Source organism: Streptomyces sp. M2CJ-2 (genome assembly GCF_016757295.1).
In the GTDB taxonomy this organism is placed as follows: Bacteria; Actinomycetota; Actinomycetes; order Streptomycetales; family Streptomycetaceae; genus Streptomyces.
The window spans coordinates 100,869-123,285 of the sequence record NZ_JAESIF010000008.1; the positions used below are offsets into that span (position 1 = coordinate 100,869).

Annotated in this window: 16 protein-coding genes; 9 read left to right on the plus strand and 7 right to left on the minus strand. The window is 70.8% G+C overall.

The window, feature by feature from the left end:
* The 6 genes from JL475_RS09940 to JL475_RS09965 all read right to left on the minus strand — a co-directional run bounded on the left by JL475_RS09940 (position 1) and on the right by JL475_RS09965 (position 8,906).
* Positions 1–1,305 carry a M20/M25/M40 family metallo-hydrolase gene (locus JL475_RS09940; RefSeq protein WP_202277080.1) on the minus strand — a complete coding sequence of 435 codons (1,305 nt, stop codon included), beginning with the start codon at positions 1,303–1,305 and terminating at the stop codon, positions 1–3.
* On the minus strand, positions 1,298–2,131 hold the full coding sequence (locus JL475_RS09945; protein ID WP_202277081.1) for a M55 family metallopeptidase: 834 nt from the start codon (positions 2,129–2,131) through the stop codon (positions 1,298–1,300). The genes JL475_RS09940 and JL475_RS09945 overlap by 8 nt, the downstream gene beginning before the upstream one ends.
* Before the next feature lie 112 nt (positions 2,132–2,243).
* Entirely contained in the window at positions 2,244–2,969 is a 726-nt protein-coding gene (locus JL475_RS09950) for a class I SAM-dependent methyltransferase (RefSeq protein WP_202277082.1), read from the minus strand.
* Between the two features lie 139 nt (positions 2,970–3,108).
* Entirely contained in the window at positions 3,109–5,643 is a 2,535-nt protein-coding gene (locus JL475_RS09955) for a SpoIIE family protein phosphatase (RefSeq protein ID WP_202277083.1), read from the minus strand.
* A 129-nt stretch (positions 5,644–5,772) separates the two neighbouring features.
* The gene (locus JL475_RS09960; RefSeq protein WP_307825008.1) at positions 5,773–8,292 is read right to left on the minus strand and encodes an MFS transporter; all 2,520 of its coding nucleotides are present in this window, start codon (positions 8,290–8,292) and stop codon (positions 5,773–5,775) included.
* A gap of 170 nt (positions 8,293–8,462) precedes the next feature.
* A complete protein-coding gene (locus JL475_RS09965; RefSeq protein WP_109376293.1) occupies positions 8,463–8,906 on the minus strand; it encodes an SRPBCC family protein in 444 nt (147 codons plus the stop codon).
* Between the two features lie 182 nt (positions 8,907–9,088).
* Between JL475_RS09965 and JL475_RS09970 the strand changes: the two genes are divergently transcribed.
* Both JL475_RS09970 and JL475_RS09975 read left to right on the plus strand, forming a co-directional pair.
* Positions 9,089–10,141, plus strand: coding sequence for an Rv2578c family radical SAM protein (locus tag JL475_RS09970; protein WP_202277084.1), 1,053 nt, complete (start codon positions 9,089–9,091; stop codon positions 10,139–10,141).
* A 192-nt stretch (positions 10,142–10,333) separates the two neighbouring features.
* On the plus strand, positions 10,334–11,911 hold the full coding sequence (locus JL475_RS09975) for an alpha/beta hydrolase (protein ID WP_202277085.1): 1,578 nt from the start codon (positions 10,334–10,336) through the stop codon (positions 11,909–11,911).
* Between the two features lie 92 nt (positions 11,912–12,003).
* Here JL475_RS09975 and JL475_RS09980 read toward each other — a convergent pair whose 3' ends face one another.
* Entirely contained in the window at positions 12,004–12,573 is a 570-nt protein-coding gene (locus tag JL475_RS09980) for an adenylosuccinate lyase (protein WP_202277086.1), read from the minus strand.
* A gap of 385 nt (positions 12,574–12,958) precedes the next feature.
* Between JL475_RS09980 and JL475_RS09985 the strand changes: the two genes are divergently transcribed.
* The 7 genes from JL475_RS09985 (at position 12,959) to JL475_RS10015 (ending at position 22,281) form a co-directional block, all read left to right on the plus strand.
* Complete coding sequence (locus JL475_RS09985) at positions 12,959–14,773, plus strand: 3-hydroxyacyl-CoA dehydrogenase family protein (protein WP_202277087.1); 1,815 nt, start codon at positions 12,959–12,961, stop codon at positions 14,771–14,773.
* Positions 14,774–14,939: 166 nt separating this feature from the next.
* Entirely contained in the window at positions 14,940–15,752 is an 813-nt protein-coding gene (locus tag JL475_RS09990) for a TetR family transcriptional regulator (RefSeq protein ID WP_202277198.1), read from the plus strand.
* A gap of 440 nt (positions 15,753–16,192) precedes the next feature.
* The gene (gene ccrA / locus JL475_RS09995; protein WP_202277088.1) at positions 16,193–17,536 is read left to right on the plus strand and encodes a crotonyl-CoA carboxylase/reductase; all 1,344 of its coding nucleotides are present in this window, start codon (positions 16,193–16,195) and stop codon (positions 17,534–17,536) included.
* Positions 17,537–17,546: 10 nt separating this feature from the next.
* Complete coding sequence (locus JL475_RS10000; RefSeq protein WP_202277089.1) at positions 17,547–19,598, plus strand: protein meaA; 2,052 nt, start codon at positions 17,547–17,549, stop codon at positions 19,596–19,598.
* Complete coding sequence (locus tag JL475_RS10005) at positions 19,595–20,557, plus strand: CoA ester lyase (protein ID WP_202277090.1); 963 nt, start codon at positions 19,595–19,597, stop codon at positions 20,555–20,557. The genes JL475_RS10000 and JL475_RS10005 overlap by 4 nt, the downstream gene beginning before the upstream one ends.
* A 5-nt stretch (positions 20,558–20,562) precedes the next feature.
* Positions 20,563–21,075, plus strand: a complete 513-nt coding sequence (locus JL475_RS10010; RefSeq protein WP_202277091.1) for a MaoC family dehydratase — start codon at positions 20,563–20,565, stop codon at positions 21,073–21,075.
* Positions 21,076–22,281, plus strand: a complete 1,206-nt coding sequence (locus JL475_RS10015; protein ID WP_202277092.1) for an acyl-CoA dehydrogenase family protein — start codon at positions 21,076–21,078, stop codon at positions 22,279–22,281.
* Positions 22,282–22,417 lie beyond the last annotated feature (136 nt).

The following is a 22,417-nucleotide window of genomic DNA, read 5'->3' on the forward strand; positions in this document are numbered from 1 at the left end:
TCAGGCCGTCCGCAGGAACCGGTCGAGAACGCGGACACCGAAGTGGAGCGCCTCGACCGGGACGCGCTCGTCGACTCCGTGGAAGAGGGCCTGGTAGTCGAAGCCCTCCGGCAGTTTCAGCGGGGCGAACCCGTAGCCGGTGATGCCGAGGCGGGAGAACTGCTTGGCGTCCGTGCCGCCGGACATGCAGTACGGCACGGGGTGCCCCTCGGGCGCGAACTCCTGCACGGCGGCCCGCATCCGTGCGAACGTCGTCGAGTCCACCGGCGCCGCGAGGGCCGGCTCGCGGTGCTCGAACTCCCAGTCCACGTCCGGCCCGGTGAGCCGGTCCAAGGTGGCGCGGAACTCGTCCTCCCCACCGGGCAGGAACCGTCCGTCGATGTGTGCCACGGCCTGTCCGGGTATCACATTGAGCTTGTAACCGGCGTCCAGCATCGTCGGGTTGCTGCTGTTGCGGAGGGTGTGCTCGACGAGTTTCGCGGCCGGGCCCAGTTTGGCGAGCAGCGTGTCCACGTCGGACAGGTCGGGGTCGACACCGTACAGGGCGGCGAGTTCGGTGAGCGCCGCACGGACGGTCGGGGTGAGCCGCAGCGGCCACTCGTGCTCACCGATGCGGGTGACGGCGGCGGCGAGGCGGGTCACCGCGTTGTCCCGGTTGACCTTGGAGCCGTGCCCGGCCCGCCCGCGCGCGGTGAGCTTCAGCCAGGCCGTGCCGCGCTCTCCCGCGGCTATCGGGTAGAGCTGCCGGCCGGCTCCGTCGTGGACGGTGTAGGCGCCCGATTCGCTGATGCCCTCGGTGCAGCCCTCGAAGAGCGCCGCGTGCCGGTCTGCGAGGAACCCGGAACCGTCCTCGGCGCTGGCCTCCTCGTCCGCGGTGAACGCGATCACGATGTCGCGCCGGGGCCGCACGCCCTGCCGTGCCCAGGCCCGCACCACGGCGAGGATCATCGCGTCCATGTTCTTCATGTCGACGGCGCCGCGGCCCCAGACCACCCCGTCGCGCACCTCGCCGGAGAACGGGTGCACGCTCCAGTCGGCGGCCTCGGCCGGTACGACGTCGAGGTGACCGTGGACGAGGAGCGCATCGGCCGTCGGGTCGGTGCCCGCGAGGCGCGCGACGACGTTGGTCCGGCCGGGGGCGCGCTCCAGCAGCAGCGGCTCCAGGCCCGCCCCGGCGAGCCGCTCCGCCGCGTACTCGGCGGCGGGCCGCTCCCGGCAGTCGCCCCCGCCCCTGTTGGTGGTGTCGATCCGGATGAGTTCGGAGGTGAACGTCACGACCTCGTCCAGGGCACGTTCGTCAACCATACTGTTCCTCCACCGCGGCCGAGGCGATCGTGGTGACCGCCTTGAAGGTGCGGATCCCCTCGTGCATGGTCCCGCTCGTGTACGCCACCTTCCGCTCGCCGGCGCGGACCACGCCCGGCACCACGGTGACGGCCATCGCCAGGTGCTCCGCGTCGAACTCCACCTCGACGGTGAAGGGGCCGGCCGCCACCGGCTCCTGACGGCCCGCCAGCGCGGCGGCCTCCTTCGCCGCGGCCCGGATGTCGGCGGCCGTCCTGGCGGGTGTGCGGCACACGGCCGCGTACCGCGACACATGGTCCTTGACCGCGACCTTCAGCGCCCCCGGCGCGTAGCCGAGGGCGTCCTCGCAGGCCACGTCGTCGCCGGTGACCAGGACGACCGGCACCCCGTACTCGGCGACGACGGCCGCGTTGAGCAGGCCCTCGCTGGCCCGTTCGCCGTTCAGCCACACTCCGGTGATGGAGTTGGCGAGGTAGGTGTGCGCGAGGACGCCCTCCATGCCGGCTCCCGCGTGGTAGCCGATGAACGCGATGCCGTCCACGTCGCCGTGCTGCACGCCCTCCACCATGGACAGCGACTTGTGCCGCCCGGTGAGCATCTCGGCCCGCTCGTCGAGCCGCTCCAGGAGCAGATTGCGCATGCTCCAGTGCGCCTCGTTGATCAGCACCTCGTCGGCGCCGCCGTCGAAGAAGCCCCGCACGGCGGCGTCGACGTCGGAGGTGAACATCGACCGGCAGCGCTCCCACTGCGGTGTGCCCGGCAGCACGTCGGCGGGCCAGGTGACGCCGGTGGCGCCCTCCATGTCCGCGCTGATGAGGATCTTCATGCGCTCACGCTACGTCGTGGTGCCGAAGCGCGGCCAGGCCTGTGGAAAACTCTCACCGGGCCAGACCAATGACGGAACGGGAACTCGGCCCGCACCCCCGCCGACCTCCATGTCACGCAACGCGCCCCGCCACGTACCAGGCGGACGGCAGTTCCACCCGGGCGCCCTCGGGCGTGTACTCGGTCGTGGTCAGGGGCAGGGTGCCGGTCGCCAGGAGGGTCAGCCCGGCCGCCGTCAGGAACTCCGGTACCGCCTCGTCCGCCACCTCGCCGGGCGCTATGCCGTGCCGGAGGACCGGCGCCAGCTTGGGCGGCGGCCCGGCCGGCGAGGCCGCCAGGTCGCGCAGCACGAGCCCGGCGGCCTCGGAGGGTTCGACGAGGAAGGCACGGCCGCGCTCACCGACCAGGGTGGCGATGCCGTCCACCACGGGCTGCCGGTCGTCGGTCTCGCACTGGTGCAGCACACCCCGCAGGTAGACGTTGACGTCGCCGAATTCCGCGTGCAGCCCCTGCGGCTCGCCCTTCTCGGCGGCGTCCAGCTGCCGGTACCCGGCCCGGCCGACCGGATCGGCCGCACAGGCGTGCTCCAGGGCGGCGGCGGACAGATCGGCGCCGAGGACGCACGGGAAGCGCTCGGCGAGGAAGCGGGTCTGGGTGCCGTTTCCGCAGCCCAGGTCCACCAGGGGCAGACCGGGATCGGACAGGTGTGGTTCGAACAAAGCCAGGTGGCGGGCGACGGTCAGGGTGGGTTCCGCGTCCCAGAACACGGCACCCTGCTCGTCCGGCGCCTCACGCCAGAAACCCTCCCAGGCCTCCCGGTACCGACCGGTCACGCTCATGCCCGACTCCCCGGGGTGTGTGTAGGCGAACCCGCCCGTGCGACGGGCCAGTACGGTGTATCGCGCACCGGGGCGCGCGGACAAGCACACGGCGCATTCCCTCACGCCTCGTTCGCGCCTGCTCGGCGGCGGGGCAGGGTCAGCGGCGCGGCAGGGTCAGTTCGAACCACACGGTCTTGCCGGAGGTGGTCCGGCTGGTGCCCCACTCCCGCGCGAGCGTGCTGACCACACGCAGGCCGCGCCCGGCTTCGTCCGTCGGCTCGGCGTCGAGCAGCGTCGGCAGTTCGTGGTCGTCGTCCTCGACCTCGCACAGCAGGGTGTCGCCATGGACGAGGCGGAGGGCGACGGGCCGGGCGTGGGCGTGCCGTACGGCGTTGGTGACGAGTTCGCTGACCATCAGCTCGGCATGGTCGGCCGGCTTGCCCACACCCCACTCGTGCAGCTGCTCTCGGACCATGGCGCGGGCCCGGGCGACCTCCGACGGGTCGGGGACGAGCCGCCACTCGGCGACGTGGTCGGGCTCGATGCCGCTCAGGCGTGCCATCAGCAGGGCCACGTCGTCCTTGCGGCCGCCGCGCCCCGCTTCCGAGAACGTCGCAGCGAGGGCGCGGATGATGGTGTCGCAGGCGTCGTCCATGGAAGCGGCCGGGTGGACGGCGGATTCGCACAGCGTGGCGAGGCCGACACCGATGTCCTCTCCGCGCACCTCGACCAGCCCGTCCGTGCACATCACCAGCCGGTCGCCGGGCTCCACCCGCACGCGTACCGCCTCGAAGGGCACTCCGCCGACGCCGATCGGGGCGCCGGTGGGCAGGTCGAGCAGTTCGCTGCGGCCGTCCGCCGCGCGGACCAGGACCGGCGGGATGTGCCCGGCGTTGGCGAGGTGGAGCTCGCTCGCGATGGGGTCGTAGACGGCGTACAGGCAGGTCGCCAGGTAGGTGTCGCCGAGCCGCTGCGCGAGGTCGTCGAGATTGCGCAGCAACTGCGCGGGCGGCAGGTCCAGCGCCGCCATGGTCTGCACGGCCGTACGCAACTGGCCCATCATGGCGGCCGAGTTCAGGCCGTGGCCCATGACGTCGCCGACGACGAACGCGGTGCGGGCGCCGGGCAGTTTCACCGAGTCGAACCAGTCGCCGCCGACCCGGCCGAGCAGGGTGCCCGGCAGATAGCGGGTGGCGATGTCGCAGCCCGCCATGCGCGGCGGGATGTTCGGGAGCATGCTCTCCTGGAGCGTCTCGGCGACGTTCTCCTGGTACGTGTACATCCGCGCGTTGTCGAGCACCAGGCCCGCGCGGGCGGCGAGTTCGGCGCCGGTGACCCGGTCCATGTCGTTGAAGTCCCGCCGCTCCGGGTGGCGCAGCAGGATCATGAAGCCGAGCACGGCATTGCGCGCCTTCAGCGGCACGACCAGCATGGAGCGGCCGGTGATCAGCGGGCGGATGTCGCGCTTCTCGAACTGCGAGGCGATGGCGTGGCCCATCTCCTCGGTGATGCGCGGCACGAGGACGGGCTCGCCCGTGGTCATGCACTGGAAGAACGGCGTGTGGGCCGGAAAGGGCATGGCCTCGCCGACGGGCACGACGTCGTCCCAGCGACCGGGTTCGTCGGTGTGCTCGAGGGCGACCCGGTGCCACATGGTGGTGGTGTCGGGCACGCCCTCGTCGAACCCCTCGCCGGCGACGACCTGTTCACGCAGATAGGTGCCCGCGACGTCGGTGAAGCGGGGCACGACGGCCTTGCTGACCTCGACGATGGTCCGCGACAGGTCGAGGGAGGTGCCGATCCGGGAGCTGACCTCGTTGAGGAACTCCAGGTGCTCGCGGACGGCGGCGTACTCGAGGTCCTCGCCCTCCTCCCGCAGTTCCTCGAGCACCGGTCGGCCGGCGGCGCGGGCCCGTGCAGCCCGCTCTCGGCGCGCCTTGCGCCCGGCGCGCCGGGGCACCCCCCAGTCAGGGGTGACGGGCACCCGGTCGTTCTGGCTGAACTCAAGGACCGGATAGCCCAGTTCGAGGATCTGGGCGACGATGCGGGCGCTCTCCTCGACGCTCATGCTGGGCAGGATCTCGGGCAGTCGACGGGCCAGGTCCGCGGAGCCGGGGAAGTCGGTGTGCAGGGCGAATCCGGGGGCGATCCGCTCGAACACCTCCGTCTCCTCGCCGTACAGCGCCTCCGCGTCGGCGGCGAGCACCAGCAGCCGTTCACGTCCGGGGCCGACCAGCGGGTAGGCCCACCACAGCACGTCGACCCGGCCGGACCGGGACACGTCGGCGGTGGCGGCGAGGCGGGCACGGCCCGCGGCCGGATAGGAAAGGCCCTGGTCGAGGGAGAACTCGAGACCAGGGCCGGGACCGTCGTAGGCCGCGTATGAACCGTATGAACCGTATGAGCCGTATGAGCCGTGTGAATCGTGTCGGCCGGCCGGCCCGCCCTCCTCCTCGCCGCCGTCGGGGAGGGCCCCGGAGACGGGCAGCAGATCGGCGGCGGAGCGGCCGAGGGCATCGCCCTTGGCGAGCCCGAACAGACGCCGCGCTCCCGTGCTCCAGTGCGAGACGAGCCCGTCGCGGTCCACCACGACGACGGCCAGCGGGATGCGGCCGGCGCCGAGGCCCTCGGCCGACTCGCCGTCCTCGGCTCCCTGGTCTGCCGGTGCGCCCCGCTTGGTGCCACGGTCCATGGCCCAGGCCCTCTCTCCCCACGGCTCCCAAGATCTGTACCGCCGTCACCACCGTACGGCCACGGATGGTGGCGATGTGCGGCAATACGGGAATTGCCCGCCGGGTGCGCGTCCGGGTCCGGCCCGTGGTCAGTCCTCGTGGCCCAGTTGCAGGTCCCGTTCGGTACGGCCGCCCCCGGCGACCTGGAGCACGGTGGCGACCGGCGGATAGCCGGCGGCGATGACGGTGTACTCGCCGGACGACAGGTCGACGAACCGGAAGGTTCCGTCCGGTCCGGTGGTGAGGGTGTCGACCACGTTGCCCGCCGCGTCCAGCAGGGTCACGCGCGCGTCCTCCACGGCCCGTCCACCACCGGCCCGCACGGTGCCGCGCAGCACGGCGCCGCCGGCCAGCTCGACGTCCTGACGGGTCTCCCGGGCGGCCTGGACGGTGACGGGGAGCGCGGCCGGGCGGAACACGGGCGCACTCGCGGCGAGGGTGTACTCACCGGCCACCAGCTCGGTGATCTCGTAGCCGCCCTCCCGGCCGCTGCGGGTGGTGGCGACGACCTCGCCGTGGACGTTGGTCAGGGTCACGATGGCGTCCCGTACGGGCGAGCCGTCGGCGGTGAGCACACAGCCGGCGAGGCGGCCCGCGCCCCCGAGGACGACGTCCAGCTCGACGGGCCGTTCGCCGACGGTCACCGAGACCGCCTGCGGCTGGTGCCCGCCCGCGGCGGCGATCAGGACGTACGCCCCCGGGCCGGGGGTGGCCAGCGCGTACCGCCCGTCGGCGCCGCTCGCGCCCCGTCCGATCTGCTGCCCGGCGACGTCGATGAGGGTGAGCGCGGCGCGCGGTACCACGGTCCCGTCCGGATGCTGGACGGTGCCGCAGACGGCGATGCCCGCGGCGTGCGGCGACCTGGCCTGCGGCACGGATGCCGTCACGTGCGGCGTTTCCGAGGTCGGGTCGGCGGTGGGGGCGTAGTGGGACACCAGGGGTTTCTCCTTGAGGAAGAAGGTGATGAACAGACCGAGGACGAGCACCGGCACCAGGTAGAGGAAGATGCGCGGCATGGCGTCGGCGTAGGCCTGGATGTAGAGGTCGCGCAGTGCGGGCGGCAGCGCGTGCACGAGCTGCGGGGTGATCGACTCGGCGTCGGGCAACCCCGCGCCCTCCCCCGCCGGGAGCCGCTCGGCGAGCGCGTCGGTGAGCCGGCCGGCGAAGAGGGTGCCGAAGACCGCGGCGCCGACGCTGCCACCGATCTGCCGGAAGAAGTTGTTGGCGCTGGTGGCGGTGCCGAGGTCGCCGGGGCGCACGGAGTTCTGCACGGCGAGGACCAGCACGGGCATCACCATGCCGATGCCGGCGCCGAGGACGGCCATCCAGATGCTGTAGTGCAGCCGGGGCGTGTCGGGTTCGAGGCGGGACAGCAGCCACATGCCGGCGATCGAGAGGACGGCGCCGAGCAGGGGGTGGCTCCGGTAGCGGCCGGTCCGGCTGATGAGCTGCCCGGAGACGATGGAGGCGCCGACGATGCCGGCCATCATGGGCAGCATCAGCAGGCCCGACTCGGTGGCCGTGGCCCCGTCGACCATCTGCAGGTACGTCGGCAGGTAGCTGGCCGCGCCGAACAGGGCGACACCGATCACCATCCCCACCAGGGCGGTGACGTTGAAGACGGAGTCCCTGAACAGCCGGAGCGGGATGAGGGGTTCGGCGGCGAAGCGCTCGACGACGAGGAAGAGCACGGTGGCCGCCGCGCCGCCCGCGCCGAGACCGAGGACGACGCGCGAGTCCCAGGCGTACTCGGTCCCGCCCCAACTGGTCAGCAGCACCAGGCAGGTGGAGGCCGCGACCAGCAGCAGCGCGCCGAGGACGTCCAGCCGGCCTCTGGCGGAGGGCTTGGGGAGTTTCAGCACCAGGGCGACGACGACCAGGGTCAGGACGCCGAAGGGCACGTTGAAGTAGAAACACCAGCGCCATGACAGACGGTCGGTGAAGTAGCCGCCGAGCAGCGGCCCGGCGACCGAGGCGAGGCCGAAGGCGGCACCGATCAGGCCCATGAACCGGCCGCGTTCCCGTGCGGGCACGATGTCCGCGATGATCGTCTGGACGCCGATCATCAGTCCGCCCGCGCCGACGCCCTGCACCGCGCGGTAGGCGATCAGCTGGTCCATGGTCTGTGCCCGGCCCGCGAGCGCGGAGCCGACGACGAAGACGACGATCGCGAACTGGAAGACGCCCTTGCGGCCGAACAGGTCGCCGAGTTTGCCGTAGATCGGCAGTCCGATGGTGGCGGTGAGCAGATAGGCGGTGATCGCCCAGGACATCCGGTCCAGGCCGTGCAGTTCGCCGACGATCTTCGGCAGGGCGGTGGCGACGATCATCTGCTCGAGGGCGGCGAGCAGCAGCGCCAGCATCAGCGCGAAGAACACCAGCCGCACCCTGCGCCGGCTCAACGCCGGGCCCACCGGCCCCTGATCGGGCTCCGCACCGGGTTCCGCGTCGCACTCCGGGCCGTACTCCGGGCCGTAATCCGCGTCGTACTCCGGGACCGCCTCCGGACCCGGTCCGTGAACCCGTTCCGGAGGCGGACGCTCGGCCGACGGGGTCGCCGTCGCGACCGGTTCGTCCTGCGTCAGAGTGATCCCGCCGGTGCCGCCCACGTGCCGCTCCCCTCGTCGCGCTGCCACACGATTCCCGCGTAAAAGCGACAACTACGAGCAAGCGCGACGAGTTACGGCATACGGAAGGCCGGTGCGGAGATCACTCGAACCGGTGAGGAGAGCCGCCCGGGAGTCAACCTCCCCTCGTCACCGGCCTCTTGAAGCGACGGCTACTTCTCGACCTCGGCGGCCAGCTTGGCGAGCAGCGCGTCGTAGATGCGCCCGAGCCCCTTGGGCGCGAAGGTCCTCTCGAAGAAGCCACCGATGCCGCCCGCACCCGTCCAGGTGGTGGTCACGACGACCCGGGACCTACCCTCCCCGGCCGGGGTGACGCGCCAGACGGTGACCATGGAGGAGTTGCGGTCCTTCTCGACCAGTTCGCCGTCGCTCGGCTCGGTGACCTCCAGGAGGCAGTCGCGGACGCGCTTGCTGGTGGCCTGGAGCTTCCAGTGGACGAGGCTGCCCTCCCCGTCGCCGCCCTCCCGGACCTCGTACTCGCTGAACTGCTCGGGCAGCAGCCTCGCGCGCGTGCCGCTGTAGTCGGCGATGGCGTCGAACACCGTCTCCGCGTCCGCCGCGACGATCCGCTCCGTAGTGGCCTCGACCTGCGCCATCGATTTCCTCCAGGACATGAGTTCTCAGGGTGCTCAAGGGGTCGGTGCAAGCCAATCACCCCCTCACCCGGCCCCCCAAATCGGAAGTCCGGAACTGATCGGGAGGGTGACCGAAGATGTCACTCACCCGATCAAGGGAACACTTGTTCTATTCTGTGAGCCAGTGCTACCGAGGAGGCGCCATGCGCTGGGAGAACCTCACACCGGACTCCGAACACAGCCGGGCCGAGGCCGCGCTGTTCGGCGCGGAGGCGGTGACCACCCGTACCTTCGACACACCGGAGTTCGCCGGAATCACGTTCCACGAGATCCGCGCCCGCTCGGTCCTCAACCGGGTGCCCGGAGCCTCCCGCATGCCCTTCGAATGGACCGTGAATCCCTACCGGGGCTGCACCCACGCGTGCATGTACTGCTTCGCGCGCAAGTCGCACAGCTATCTGGACCTCGACACGGGCATCGGCTTCGACAGCCAGATCGTGGTGAAGGTGAACGCGCCCGACGTGCTGCGCCGTCAGCTCGCCGCCCGGCGCTGGCAGGGCGAGCACATAGCGATGGGCACGAACGTCGACTGCTACCAGCGCGCGGAGGGCCGTTACCGGCTGATGCCGGGCATCCTCGCCGCGCTGCGCGACCACGCGAACCCCTTCTCGATCCTCACCAAGGGCACGCTGATCCTGCGCGACCTGGAGCTGCTGCGGCAGGCGGCCCAGGTCACCGACATCGGCGTCTCGGTCTCCGTGGGCTTCACCGACACCGGGCTGTGGCGCACGGTGGAGCCGGGCACGCCCGCACCGGAACGCAGGCTGGAGGTCGTGCGGACGCTCGCCGCGCACGGCATCGGCTGCGGGGTCCTGATGGCGCCGGTGATCCCGTTCCTGGGCGACCGCCCGGAGCAACTGCGGGCCACCGTACGGGCGATCGCCGCGGCGGGCGCCACCTCCGTGACACCGCTGGTGCTGCATCTGCGGCCGGGCGCCCGCGAGTGGTTCATGTCCTGGCTCGGGCGGCACCACCCGTACCTGGTGAGCCGGTACGAGCGGCTGTACGCGGCGGGCGCCTACGCCCCGAAGTGGTACCAGCGCCGGGTCACCCGTCAGGTGCACGACCTGGCCCGGGAGTACGGCATCGGCCCCACCCGCGCGGAGCTGCCCCACCGCGTCCGGCCCACCGGGGCGGCCGGGCCACCGCTCTCCGGGTCCCCCGGGCCCGGCCCGACCCAACTCTCCTTCCTTTAGAGCTCCGAACGAAATGGGCGCCCGGCTCGCGACGCCCATTTCGTTCGGAGCTCTTAGGAGCGTTCGAGGGCATCGGGCAACCCGATCGGGTCAAGAGTCGGGAGAACGCGTTCATCCGGGGGCGCATTCCGGGACGATGCCGCGTGAACCGTGAGTCCCGCGGTTCACCGACCCTCCGCCCTGGGAGGCCCCATGAGGAAACGCGCAGCAGTGCTGTGCACTGCCGCCGCCGTCATGGCCGGGAGCCTGGCGGCCCTGCCCGCCGAAGCGGCCGCACCGAGCGGCGCCGAGGCGCTCCGCGCGGCGAAGCCGGTGTGGAAGGAGTGCGGCACCAAGAGCTATCCGACGCTGCAGTGCGCGTCCGTCGAAGTGCCGCTCGACCACGCCCGTCCCGACGGACGAAGGATCACGCTCGCGCTGTCCCGCGTACCGCACACCGCGAAGACGTACCAGGGTCCTCTCCTGGTGAACCCGGGCGGCCCCGGCGGCAGCGGGCTGACGCTCGCCGGGTTCGTCGCGGCCTCGCTGCCGAAGGAGGTGGCCGCCCAGTACGACGTGATCGGCTTCGACCCGCGCGGTGTGGGCGCGAGCAAGCCCGCGCTGGACTGCGCGCCGGGCCACTTCGGCCCGGTGCGGCCGGACCCGGTGCCGAGCACACCCGCGGTGGAGCTGGCCAACCTCGAGCGCGTGAAGTCGTTCGCCGACGCCTGCGGCAAGAAGTACGCGGATCTGCTGCCGCACGTGAACACGACCAGCGCGGTCCGCGACATGGACGTGATCCGTCAGGCGCTGGGCGCGAAGAAGATCAACTACTTCGGCTACTCCTACGGCACCTATCTGGGCGCCGTGTACGCCAAGCTGTTCCCGGAGCGGGTGCGGCGCCTGGTCCTGGACTCGATCGTCGACCCCACCGAGGTGTGGTACGACTCCAACCTGGACCAGGACCGCGCCTTCGACGAACGCCACCGCGCCCTCATGGGCTGGATCGCCGAGCACGACGCCACGTACGGGCTCGGCACCGACGGGAAGAAGATCGAAGCCAAGTGGTACGCGATGCGCGCGGCCCTGGCCGAGAAACCCGCCGACGGCAGGGTGGGCGCCGCCGAGCTGGAGGACACCTTCCTCCCGGGCGGCTACTACAACGGCTACTGGCCCTACCTGGCGGAGGCGTTCGCGGCGTATGTGAACGACCACGACGCCGAGCCGCTGCTCCAGACGTACGAGGACTTCGGCGCGGTCGACGCCGCCGGCGACAACGGCTACAGCGTCTACACGGCGGTCGAGTGCCGGGACGCGTCCTGGCCGCGGGACTGGCGGCAGTGGCGCAAGGACAACCGGGAGGCGCACGAGGAGGCGCCGTTCATGACCTGGAACAACGCCTGGTACAACGCACCGTGCGCGTTCTGGCCGACCCGGTCGCTGCGGCCGGTGGACATCGCCAACGGGAAGCTGCCGCCGGCGCTGCTGTTCCAGGCCACCGACGACGCGGCCACTCCGTACCGGGGCGGTGTGACGGTCCACCGGCTGCTCGCCCGCTCCAGCCTGGTGGTCGAGGAGGGCGGCGGCAACCACGGCATCACGCTGAGCGGCAACGCCTGCCTCGACGGGCATCTGGCGGCGTATCTGGCCGACGGGACCGTGCCACGCGGTCACGGTCAGGCCGACGCGGTGTGCGACGCCCTGCCCGATCCGACGCCGCGGACGTCGAAGGCGACGCCGAGCACGGCACACGGATCGGCCCTGCACGGCCTGCTCGGCTTCCGCAGCTGAGCATCTGACGGGCCGACCGACCGGGCCGTGCCGACGCCCCTCGGTCGGCCCCGCTGCCTCCGGCCGGGGACGTGCGGTCCGGGCGCCCGGCGTCACCGGGGGATCCGGGCCAGGGCGTGGACCGCCGCCTCGGCCAGCGCCGGGTGGGCGAGGGCCTCGTTCAGGACGGGCTCGGCGCGGGCGTCGCCGAGTTCGCCCAGCCCGTCCACACACGCGAGGGCGACCCGGCGGTACGGGTCGTGGGGGCGCAGCCGGCGCCGCAGGGTGGTGACCAGGGCGGGCACCGCCTCCGGGGCGCGCAGTGCGACCAGCAGGCGTACCGGGTGCAGGGCGTAGGCGACACGGAGTTCGTTGGTGGCGAGCGCGGCGGCGGCGCGGGCGGTGCGCGGATCGCCGAGCCGGGCCAGCGCGTACGCTGCGCCTGCGCAGCGCGGGGGGTCGCGGTGGTTGAGGAGGAGCACCAGGGACTCGAAGGCCCGCCGGTCCCCCGCCGATCCCAGCCGGAAGGCGGCCAGTTCCCTGGCCCACAGCGGCTGTCCGGTTTCGGTGAGCACGGCGGCCAGGGCATCGGGGTCCTCGATCGCCAGGAGCCGGTCGAGGGCCGCCGAATCGGACGCCTCGGTCCGTAAGCGCTCCGTGAGCGAACGCAACTCTTCGTCCATGCACCAGAGGTTAGGTGCCTGGGAAGCCGATCGGGACGTACATCACAAACACCGGGGGCTGGCGCGCTCGTTACCCGCAAGTTAGGCTCAGAGGAGCGAGTGACCCACTCGTGTTTCCGTTTCCTGCTTTCTGTTTCTCCTCACGGTGGTCTGGTGACGCGGCCACGGTGAGTGCAGTCGGTTCGGTACTCGTGTACCGCAGTACGGCTCGGCCCCGGGACAGGGCCGGTCGGACCGCCGTTTCCGGGCGTGTACGCGCCCGCCTCGACGGCATCGGGCATGTGCGCTCGCAGCCCGGCATCACCCGCACTCCGCTCGCACCCCGTGCGCCCTCGGCGCATCCGGGCGCGGTTTCCGTCGTCACCCTCATTCCTGGAGTCCCTCGATGGCCACTCCCCTGTCCCCCCAGTCCGGCGCTCCCGCGTCCCCGTTCAGGACCATCGCCGTCGTCGGCCTCGGAACCATGGGCACCGGCATCGCCGAGGTCCTGGCCAAGGCCGGCCGCGAGGTCGTCGGCGTCGACATCAGCGCGGCCCAGGCCGCGCGGTGCGTCGCCACCCTGGAGTCCTCGACCGCCCGTGCCGTGGAGCGCGGACGGCTCACCGCGCAGGAGCGCACGGCCCTCCTCGCCCGCGTGACCACCTCGACCGACCTCACCGCGGCGGCCGACGCCGACCTGGTGATCGAGGTGGCGCCGGAGTCGTACGGGATCAAGCAGCAGATCTTCCGTGAACTCGACGCCGTCGTGCGGCCGGAGACGATTCTGGCGACCGGCACCAACGCCCTGTCGGTCACCCGCCTCGCCGCCGAATCGGCCCGCCCCGAGCGCGTGCTGGGCCTGCACTTCTTCAACCCCGCCCCGGCGATGAGGCTGGTGGAGGTCGTCTCCTCGGTGCTGACCGCGCCGGAGGCCGTCACCGCGGTCACCGACCTCGCCCTGGACCTGGGCAAGGAGCCGGTCGCGGTGGGCGACCGGCCCGGATTCGTCGCCGACGGGCTGCTGTTCGGCTACCTCAACCAGGCCGCCACGATGTACGAGGCGCACTACGCCTCCCGCGAGGACATCGACGCGGCGATGCGGCTGGGCTGCGGTCTGCCCATGGGGCCGCTGGCGCTGCTCGACCTGATCGGCGTGGACACCGCGCGTACGGTCCTGGAGGCCATGTACGCGGAGTCCCACGACCGGTTGCACGCGCCGGCCCCGATCCTCAGGCAGCTGAGCGAGGCGGGGCTGACGGGCCGCAAGGCCGGACGTGGTTTCTACACGTACGAGGAACCGGGCAGTGCCGTGGTCGTGCGGGACGCGCTGACCCCCCTGGCGGGCGGTTCCCCCGTCGCGGGCCGGCCGGTCCGCTCGGTGGGGGTGGCGGGCTCGGGCACCATGGCCTCCGGTATCGCCGAGGTGTTCGCGAAGGCCGGCTACGAGGTGGTCCTGGCCGCCCGCAGCGACGAGAAGGCACAGGGTGCCAAGGCGCGTATCGGCAAGTCCCTGGCGCGCTCCGTCGACAAGGGGCGGATGACCGCCGAGGCCGCCGCCCAGACCCTCGAGCGCGTCCGGCCGACGGGCACCTACGACGACTTCGCCGACGTGGACCTGGCGGTCGAGGCGGTCGCCGAGGAACTGGAGGTCAAGCAGCAGCTGTTCGCCGCGCTGGACAAGGTCTGCAAGCCGGGCGCGGTGCTCGCCACCACCACCTCGTCCCTGCCCGTGATCGCCTGTGCCCGGGCCACCTCGCGCCCGCAGGACGTGATCGGCATGCACTTCTTCAACCCGGCGCCGGCCATGAAGCTGGTCGAGGTGGTCCGCACGGTGCTGACCGCCGACGACGTCCACGCGACGGTACACGAGGTCTGCCGGGCGATCCGCAAGCACGCCGTGGACTGCGGCGACCGGGCCGGGTTCATCGTCAACGCGCTGCTGTTCCCGTATCTCAACAACGCGGTCAAGATGGTGCAGGAGCACTACGCCTCCCTCGACGAGATCGACGCCGCGATGAAGCTGGGCGGCGGCTACCCGATGGGCCCCTTCGAGCTGCTGGACGTCGTCGGGCTGGACGTCTCGCTCGCGATCGAGAAGGTCCTGCACCGCGAGTTCCGCGACCCGGGGCTCGCCCCGGCGCCGCTGCTGGAGCACCTGGTGGCCGCGGGCTGCCTCGGCCGCAAGACCGGCCGTGGCTTCCGCGAATATGTCAAGCGCTGAGCAGCACCGCCTGGACGACTGGTTCCGCGGCGCCGCCCAGTGGGGCGGGCTGCTGGATCCCGGCCGGTTCGCACAGCCCCCGGGCCGCACGGCTTCCCCGCCCCCGGAAGGCGGGGAAGCCGCAGGTCCCGCGCGCCGGGCCGCGCGCATGCAGTACGTTCGGGGCATGTCCCAGCCCGCCAAGTCCGCCCGTACACCAGCCACGACCGAGCCACCGGAGCGTTCCGCAGGCAGTCGCGCAGCCGCCCAGCGGCTCAAGATGCGCCGGGAACTGGCGGCCGCCGCGATGGAGCTGTTCGCGACCAAGGGGTACGAGGCCACCACCGTCGACGAGATCGCGGCCGCGGCCGGGGTCGCCCGCCGCACCTTCTTCCGGCACTTCCGCTCCAAGGAAGAGGCGATCTTCCCGGATCACGACGACACCCTGGTGCGCGCCGAGGCGGTGCTCAACGCCGCGCCGGCGCACGAGCATCCGCTCGACACGGTGTGCCGCGGCATCAAGGAGGTCATGCGGATGTACGCGGCGCAGCCGGAGATCTCCATCGCCCGCTACCGGCTGACGCGCGAGGTACCCACGCTGCGCGAGGCGGAGATCGCCTCGGTGGCCCGTTACGAGCGTCTCTTCACCCGTTATCTGCTCGGCCACTTCGACGAGCACGCGAACGACGAGGACACGGGCGACGAGCCGTTGCTGGCGGAGGTCGCGGCGTCCGCCGTGGTCACCGCGCACAACCATGTGCTCCGGCGCTGGCTCAGGGCGGACGGCCAGGGCGATGTGGAGGCGGAGCTCGACCACGCCTTCTCGATCGTCCGCAGGACCTTCGGGAGCGGGATCATGGCGGGCCGCCGCGCCGCGCCGCCGAAGCCGCCCGCCGCCTCGGTGTCCGACCGGGGTGAGGTGCTGGTGACGGTCGCCCGCACCGACGCCCCGCTCGACGAGGTGATGCGGACCATCGAACAGGCCCTCAAAGAGCGCTGAGAGAGCCCTGGCGCACGCTGAGCGCCTCTCCACCACTGTGACGACGGCCACCCCCCGGGGTGGCCGTTTTGCCATGCCGGGGCCCCTTTTGGCACCCCCTCCGGGCACCGTTCGATCGATCATCGCTCATTTGTCACGTAAAGATTTCATCTGAGACCGATTTCTGGCACCCAGTGCCTTGCGTACTGTCACGCCGTGCCATACGTTGAAGGAGTCCGGGCGGCCGGCGCGCAGAGACCATTCGTGCGCCGGCTGTCCCAGCAAGCCTCTCCAGGCCTGCCCGCCCGGACGCCTGCGTCACAGGCACCTCCCGCGCCACAAAGCGCTGCCGGAGCACCACCCCCGCCGAACCGACGGCACCCCCTCGAACCCTCAGCAGCACCGACGTAACCCTCAGCGCCCCTCCCTCATCAGGGCCGCTCATCGCCGGAGGCAACACCGTGACCGTCAAGGACATCCTGGCCGCGATCCAGTCGCCCGACTCCACGTCGGAGGACTTCGCCGCCCTGCCGCTGCCCGAGTCGTACCGTGCGATCACCGTGCACAAGGACGAGACGGAGATGTTCTCCGGACTCGCCACCCGCGACAAGGACCCCCGCAAGTCGATCCACCTCGACGACGTGCCCGTGCCCGAACTCGGCCCGGGTGAGGCCCTGGTGGCCGTCATGGCCTCCTCGGTCAACTACAACTCGGTGTGGACCTCGATCTTCGAGCCGCTGTCGACGTTCGGCTTCCTGGAGCGCTACGGCAAGGTCAGCGAGCTCACCAAGCGCCACGACCTGCCCTACCACATCATCGGCTCCGACCTCGCGGGCGTCGTCCTGCGCACCGGCCCCGGCGTCAACGCCTGGCAGCCCGGCGACGAGGTCGTCGCACACTGCCTCTCCGTCGAGCTGGAGTCCTCCGACGGACACAACGACACGATGCTCGACCCCGAGCAGCGCATCTGGGGCTTCGAGACCAACTTCGGCGGCCTCGCCGAGATCGCCCTGGTCAAGTCCAACCAGCTGATGCCCAAGCCGGGCCACCTCAGCTGGGAGGAGGCCGCCGCCCCGGGCCTGGTCAACTCCACCGCCTACCGCCAGCTGGTCTCCCGCAACGGCGCCCAGATGAAGCAGGGCGACAACGTGCTGATCTGGGGCGCCAGCGGCGGCCTGGGCTCGTACGCCACCCAGTTCGCGCTGGCCGGCGGCGCCACCCCGATCTGCGTGGTCTCCAGCGAGCAGAAGGCCGAGATCTGCCGGAGGATGGGCGCCGAGCTGATCATCGACCGCAGCGCCGAGGACTACAAGTTCTGGTCGGACGAGCACACCCAGAACCCGCGCGAGTGGAAGCGCCTCGGCAAGCGCATCCGCGAACTCACCGGCGGCGAGGACGTCGACATCGTCTTCGAGCACCCGGGCCGCGAGACCTTCGGCGCCTCGGTGTACGTCACGCGCAAGGGCGGCACCATCGTCACCTGCGCGTCGACCTCCGGCTACGACCACCAGTACGACAACCGCTACCTGTGGATGTCGCTGAAGCGGATCATCGGCTCCCACTTCGCCAACTACCGCGAGGCCTGGGAGGCCAACCGCCTGATCGCCAAGGGCAAGATCCACCCGACGCTGTCGAAGGTGTACTCCCTCGAGGACACCGGTCAGGCCGCGTACGACGTGCACCGCAACCTGCACCAGGGCAAGGTCGGCGTGCTGTGCCTGGCCCCCGAGGAGGGCCTGGGCGTGCGCGACGAGGAGATGCGCGCGCGGCACGTCGACGCCATCAACCGCTTCCGGAACATCTGAGGGCTGCCGGATGACTGAGCGTCAGACCGCGCCGCAGGCGCGAAGGGAACGGGACCGGCCGTGGCTCATGCGCACGTACGCCGGTCACTCCACGGCCGAGGCGTCCAACGAGCTGTACCGGCGCAACCTCGCCAAGGGCCAGACGGGCCTGTCGGTCGCCTTCGACCTGCCGACCCAGACCGGGTACGACTCCGACCACGTCCTCGCCCGCGGCGAGGTCGGCCGGGTCGGCGTGCCGGTCGCGCACCTCGGTGACATGCGCCGGCTGTTCCAGGACATCCCCCTGGAACAGATGAACACCTCGATGACGATCAACGCCACGGCCATGTGGCTGCTGGCGCTCTACCAGGTCGTCGCGGAGGAGCAGGGTGCGGACGTCACCGAGCTCCAGGGCACGACCCAGAACGACATCGTCAAGGAGTACCTGTCCCGGGGGACGCACGTCTTCCCTCCGGGGCCGTCGCTCCGCCTGACGACGGACATGATCGCGTACACGGTCTCCCACCTCCCCAAGTGGAACCCGATCAACATCTGCAGCTACCACCTGCAGGAGGCGGGCGCCACGCCGGTGCAGGAGATCGCGTACGCGATGTCCACCGCGATCGCCGTGCTGGACGCGGTGCGCGACAGCGGCCAGGTGCCGCAGGAGCGCATGGGCGACGTCGTCGGCCGCATCTCCTTCTTCGTGAACGCGGGCGTCCGCTTCATCGAGGAGATGTGCAAGATGCGCGCCTTCGGCCGGATCTGGGACCGCATCACCCGTGAGCGGTACGGCATCGAGAACCCCAAGCACCGCCGGTTCCGCTACGGCGTCCAGGTCAACTCCCTGGGCCTGACCGAGGCGCAGCCGGAGAACAACGTCCAGCGGATCGTGCTCGAGATGCTGGCCGTCACCCTCTCCAAGGACGCCCGCGCGCGTGCCGTGCAGCTGCCGGCCTGGAACGAGGCGCTGGGCCTGCCCCGGCCCTGGGACCAGCAGTGGTCGCTGCGCATCCAGCAGGTGCTGGCGCACGAGAGCGACCTGCTGGAGTACGAGGACATCTTCGAGGGCTCGAAGGTGATCGAGGCGAAGGTCGACGAGCTGGTCGAGTCGGCGTTCGCGGAGATCGAGCGCATCCAGGAGATGGGCGGCGCGATGGCCGCCGTCGAGTCCGGCTACCTGAAGTCGCAGCTGGTCGCCTCGCACGCCGAGCGCCGGGCCCGGATCGAGTCGGGCCAGGAGAAGATCATCGGCGTCAACGCCTTCGAGGGCACCGAGCCGAACCCGCTGACCGCCGACCTGGACACCGCGATCCAGACGGTCGACCCGGCGGTGGAGGCGCGCGTCGTCGCCGCGCTGCGGAACTGGCGCGACACCCGCTACCAGCCGCCCTTCAACCACCCGCGCCCCTGCAAGGCGCTGGAGAGGCTGAAGGAGGCCGCACGCGGCACCGAGAACCTGATGGAGGCCACCCTGGAGTGCGCCCGCGCCGGCGCCACGACCGGCGAGTGGGCCGGGGCCCTGCGCGAGGTGTTCGGCGAGTTCCGCGCGCCGACCGGCGTCTCGTCGGCGCCGGTCGCGGTCGCCGCCGAGGAGGGCTCGGCCCTGTCCGAGGTGCGCCGCAAGGTGGACCTGACGGCCAAGGACCTGGGCGTCGGCAAGCTGCGGTTCCTGGTCGGCAAGCCCGGCCTGGACGGCCACTCCAACGGCGCCGAGCAGATCGCCGTGCGGGCCCGCGACGCCGGGTTCGAGGTGGTCTACCAGGGCATCCGGCTCACCCCGGAGCAGATCGTGGACGCCGCCCTCGCCGAGGACGTGCACGCGGTGGGCCTGTCCATCCTCTCCGGCTCGCACGCCCAGCTCGTGCCGGACGTGCTGGAACGCCTCCATGTGGCCGGTGCCACAGATATACCGGTGATCGCCGGTGGCATCATCCCGAACGGTGACGCCGAAGAACTGCGGGCCGCGGGAGTCGCCGCGGTCTTCACCCCGAAGGACTTCGACATCACCGGCATCATCGGCCGGATCGTCGACGAGATCCGGAACGCGAACAAGCTCGACCCCCTGGAGGTCCCCGCATGACGACCGTCAATCGCCTTCGTCCCCGCCGCTCGTGTCTCGCGGTACCGGGCTCGAACCCGCGCTTCCTGGAGAAGGCGCAGGGCCTCCCGGCGGACCAGGTCTTCCTCGACCTGGAGGACGCCTGCGCACCGCTCGCCAAGCCCGAGGCGCGGCACACCATCGTCAAGTTCCTCAACGAGGGCGACTGGACCGGCAAGACCCGCGTCGTGCGCGTCAACGACTGGACGACCGAGTGGACGTACCGCGACGTCGTCACCGTGGTGGAGGGCGCCGGCCCGAACCTGGACTGCATCATGCTGCCGAAGGTCCAGGACGCGCGGCAGGTCGTGGCCCTGGACCTGCTGCTGACGCAGATCGAGAAGACGATGGGCTTCGAGGTCGGCCGGATCGGCATCGAGGCCCAGATCGAGAACGCCCAGGGCCTGAACAACGTCAACGAGATCGCGCAGGCGTCCCCGCGCGTCGAGACCATCATCTTCGGCCCGGCCGACTTCATGGCGTCCATCAACATGAAGTCCCTGGTCGTGGGCGAGCAGCCGCCCGGCTACCCGGCGGACGCCTACCACTACATCCTGATGAAGATCCTGATGGCCGCCCGCGCCAACAACCTCCAGGCGATCGACGGCCCCTACCTCCAGATCCGCAACGTCGACGGCTTCCGCGAGGTCGCCGGCCGCGCCGCCGCCCTCGGCTTCGACGGCAAGTGGGTGCTGCACCCCGGCCAGGTCGACGCCGCCAACGAGGTCTTCTCGCCCTCCCAGGAGGACTACGACCACGCCGAGCTGATCCTGGACGCGTACGAGTACTGCACCTCCGAGGCGGGCGGCAAGAAGGGCTCCGCGATGCTCGGCGACGAGATGATCGACGAGGCCAGCCGCAAGATGGCCCTGGTCATCGCGGGCAAGGGCCGCGCCGCCGGTATGCGGCGCACCAGCAAGTTCGAGATCCCGGAGGCGTGACGGCCATGCAGTTCGGACGCACCTACGAGGAGTTCGAGGTCGGGGCGGTGTACAAGCACTGGCCCGGCAAGACGGTCACCGAGTACGACGACCACCTGTTCTGCCTCCTCACCATGAACCACCACCCGCTCCACATGGACGCCCATTACGCCGAGAAGACGACGGACTTCGGCAAGAACGTGGTGGTCGGCAACTACATCTACTCGCTGCTGCTCGGCATGTCGGTGCCGGACGTCTCCGGCAAGGCGATCGCCAACCTGGAGATCGAGTCGCTCAAGCACGTGGCGCCGACCTTCCACGGCGACACGATCTACGGCGAGACGACCGTGCTCGACAAGTGGCCGTCGAAGTCGAAGAACGACCGGGGCATCGTCCACGTCGAGACCAGGGGCCACAAGCAGGACGGCACCCTCGTCTGCGTCTTCCGCCGCAAGGTGATGGTGCCGACCGAGACGTACATCAAGGAGCGCGGCGGCGAGCAGCCGGGCCGCCCCGAACCGAAGGAACAGGGGAAGTAGATGAGCCGTCTCGCCCAGACCCACGGCCTCACGGACATCCAGCAGGAGATCCTCTCCACCGTCCGGGACTTCGTGGACAAGGAGATCATCCCGGTCGCGACCGAGCTGGAGCACCGCGACGAGTACCCGCAGCAGATCGTCGACGGCCTGAAGGAGCTCGGCCTGTTCGGCCTGATGATCCCCGAGGAGTACGGGGGTCTGGGCGAGTCGCTGCTGACCTACGCGCTGTGCGTGGAGGAGATCGCCCGCGGCTGGATGTCGGTGTCCGGCATCATCAACACGCACTTCATCGTGGCGTACATGCTCAAGCAGCACGGCACGCAGGAGCAGAAGGACCACTTCCTGCCGCGCATGGCGGCCGGCGACATCCGCGGCGCCTTCTCCATGTCGGAGCCGGCCCTGGGCTCGGACGTGTCGGCGATCACCTCGAAGGCGGTGAAGGACGGCGACAGCTACGTCCTGAACGGCCAGAAGATGTGGCTGACGAACGGCGGTACGTCGTCCCTGGTGGCCGTTCTGGTCCGCAGTGACGAAGGACACCCGGAGGGAACGGCACCCCACAGGTCGATGACGACCTTCCTGGTGGAGAAGGAGCCCGGCTTCGGCGAGGTCCGCCCCGGTCTCACCATCCCCGGCAAGATCGACAAGATGGGCTACAAGGGGGTCGACACCACCGAGCTCATCATGGACGGCCTGCGGATTCCGGCCGACCGGGTGCTCGGCGGGGTCACCGGCCGCGGTTTTTACCAAATGATGGACGGCGTGGAGGTCGGCCGCGTCAATGTGGCGGCGCGTGGCTGCGGCGTCGCCCAGCGTGCGTTCGAACTCGGTGTCCAGTACGCCCAGCAGCGTCACACTTTCGGCAAGCAGATCGCCCACCACCAGGCCATTCAGTTCAAACTCGCGGAGATGGCCACCAAGGTGGAGGCCGCGCATGCGATGATGGTGAACGCCGCACGCAAAAAGGACTCCGGCGAACGAAACGACCTGGAAGCGGGGATGGCCAAGTACCTCGCGTCCGAGTACTGCAAGGAGGTCGTCGAGGACGCCTTCCGGATCCACGGCGGGTACGGCTTCTCCAAGGAGTACGAGATCGAGCGCCTCTACCGGGAGGCCCCGATGCTGCTGATCGGAGAGGGCACCGCCGAGATCCAGAAAATGATCATCGGTCGCAGACTGCTCGAAGAGTATCGATTCCAGGGCTGAATGTCCGGATACGGGGTGTTTTCTCGGAATAGCGGATCACACCCCGTCAACACTCTCCGGCCTTCGACTCGACTGCCTGGCTTACCCAGTTGTCACCTGGAGCCGCTACGATCGCCGGAAAGCCGCCGTCCCCCGT

Excerpts from the sequence above, each read along its gene's own strand:
- JL475_RS09985 (WP_202277087.1), top strand. The coding sequence starts at position 12,959 with ATGGCCACTCCCCTGTCCCCCCAGTCCGGCGCTCCCGCGTCCCCGTTC.
- JL475_RS09970 (WP_202277084.1), top strand. The coding sequence starts at position 9,089 with ATGCGCTGGGAGAACCTCACACCGGACTCCGAACACAGCCGGGCCGAG.
- JL475_RS09955 (WP_202277083.1), bottom strand. The coding sequence starts at position 5,643 with ATGGACCGTGGCACCAAGCGGGGCGCACCGGCAGACCAGGGAGCCGAG.
- JL475_RS09980 (WP_202277086.1), bottom strand. The coding sequence starts at position 12,573 with ATGGACGAAGAGTTGCGTTCGCTCACGGAGCGCTTACGGACCGAGGCG.
- JL475_RS09950 (WP_202277082.1), bottom strand. The coding sequence starts at position 2,969 with ATGAGCGTGACCGGTCGGTACCGGGAGGCCTGGGAGGGTTTCTGGCGT.
- JL475_RS10015 (WP_202277092.1), top strand. The coding sequence starts at position 21,076 with ATGAGCCGTCTCGCCCAGACCCACGGCCTCACGGACATCCAGCAGGAG.
- JL475_RS09940 (WP_202277080.1), bottom strand. The coding sequence starts at position 1,305 with ATGGTTGACGAACGTGCCCTGGACGAGGTCGTGACGTTCACCTCCGAA.
- JL475_RS09975 (WP_202277085.1), top strand. The coding sequence starts at position 10,334 with ATGAGGAAACGCGCAGCAGTGCTGTGCACTGCCGCCGCCGTCATGGCC.
- JL475_RS09990 (WP_202277198.1), top strand. The coding sequence starts at position 14,940 with ATGTCCCAGCCCGCCAAGTCCGCCCGTACACCAGCCACGACCGAGCCA.
- JL475_RS09945 (WP_202277081.1), bottom strand. The coding sequence starts at position 2,131 with ATGAAGATCCTCATCAGCGCGGACATGGAGGGCGCCACCGGCGTCACC.
- JL475_RS10000 (WP_202277089.1), top strand. The coding sequence starts at position 17,547 with ATGACTGAGCGTCAGACCGCGCCGCAGGCGCGAAGGGAACGGGACCGG.
- JL475_RS10010 (WP_202277091.1), top strand. The coding sequence starts at position 20,563 with ATGCAGTTCGGACGCACCTACGAGGAGTTCGAGGTCGGGGCGGTGTAC.
- JL475_RS10005 (WP_202277090.1), top strand. The coding sequence starts at position 19,595 with ATGACGACCGTCAATCGCCTTCGTCCCCGCCGCTCGTGTCTCGCGGTA.
- JL475_RS09965 (WP_109376293.1), bottom strand. The coding sequence starts at position 8,906 with ATGGCGCAGGTCGAGGCCACTACGGAGCGGATCGTCGCGGCGGACGCG.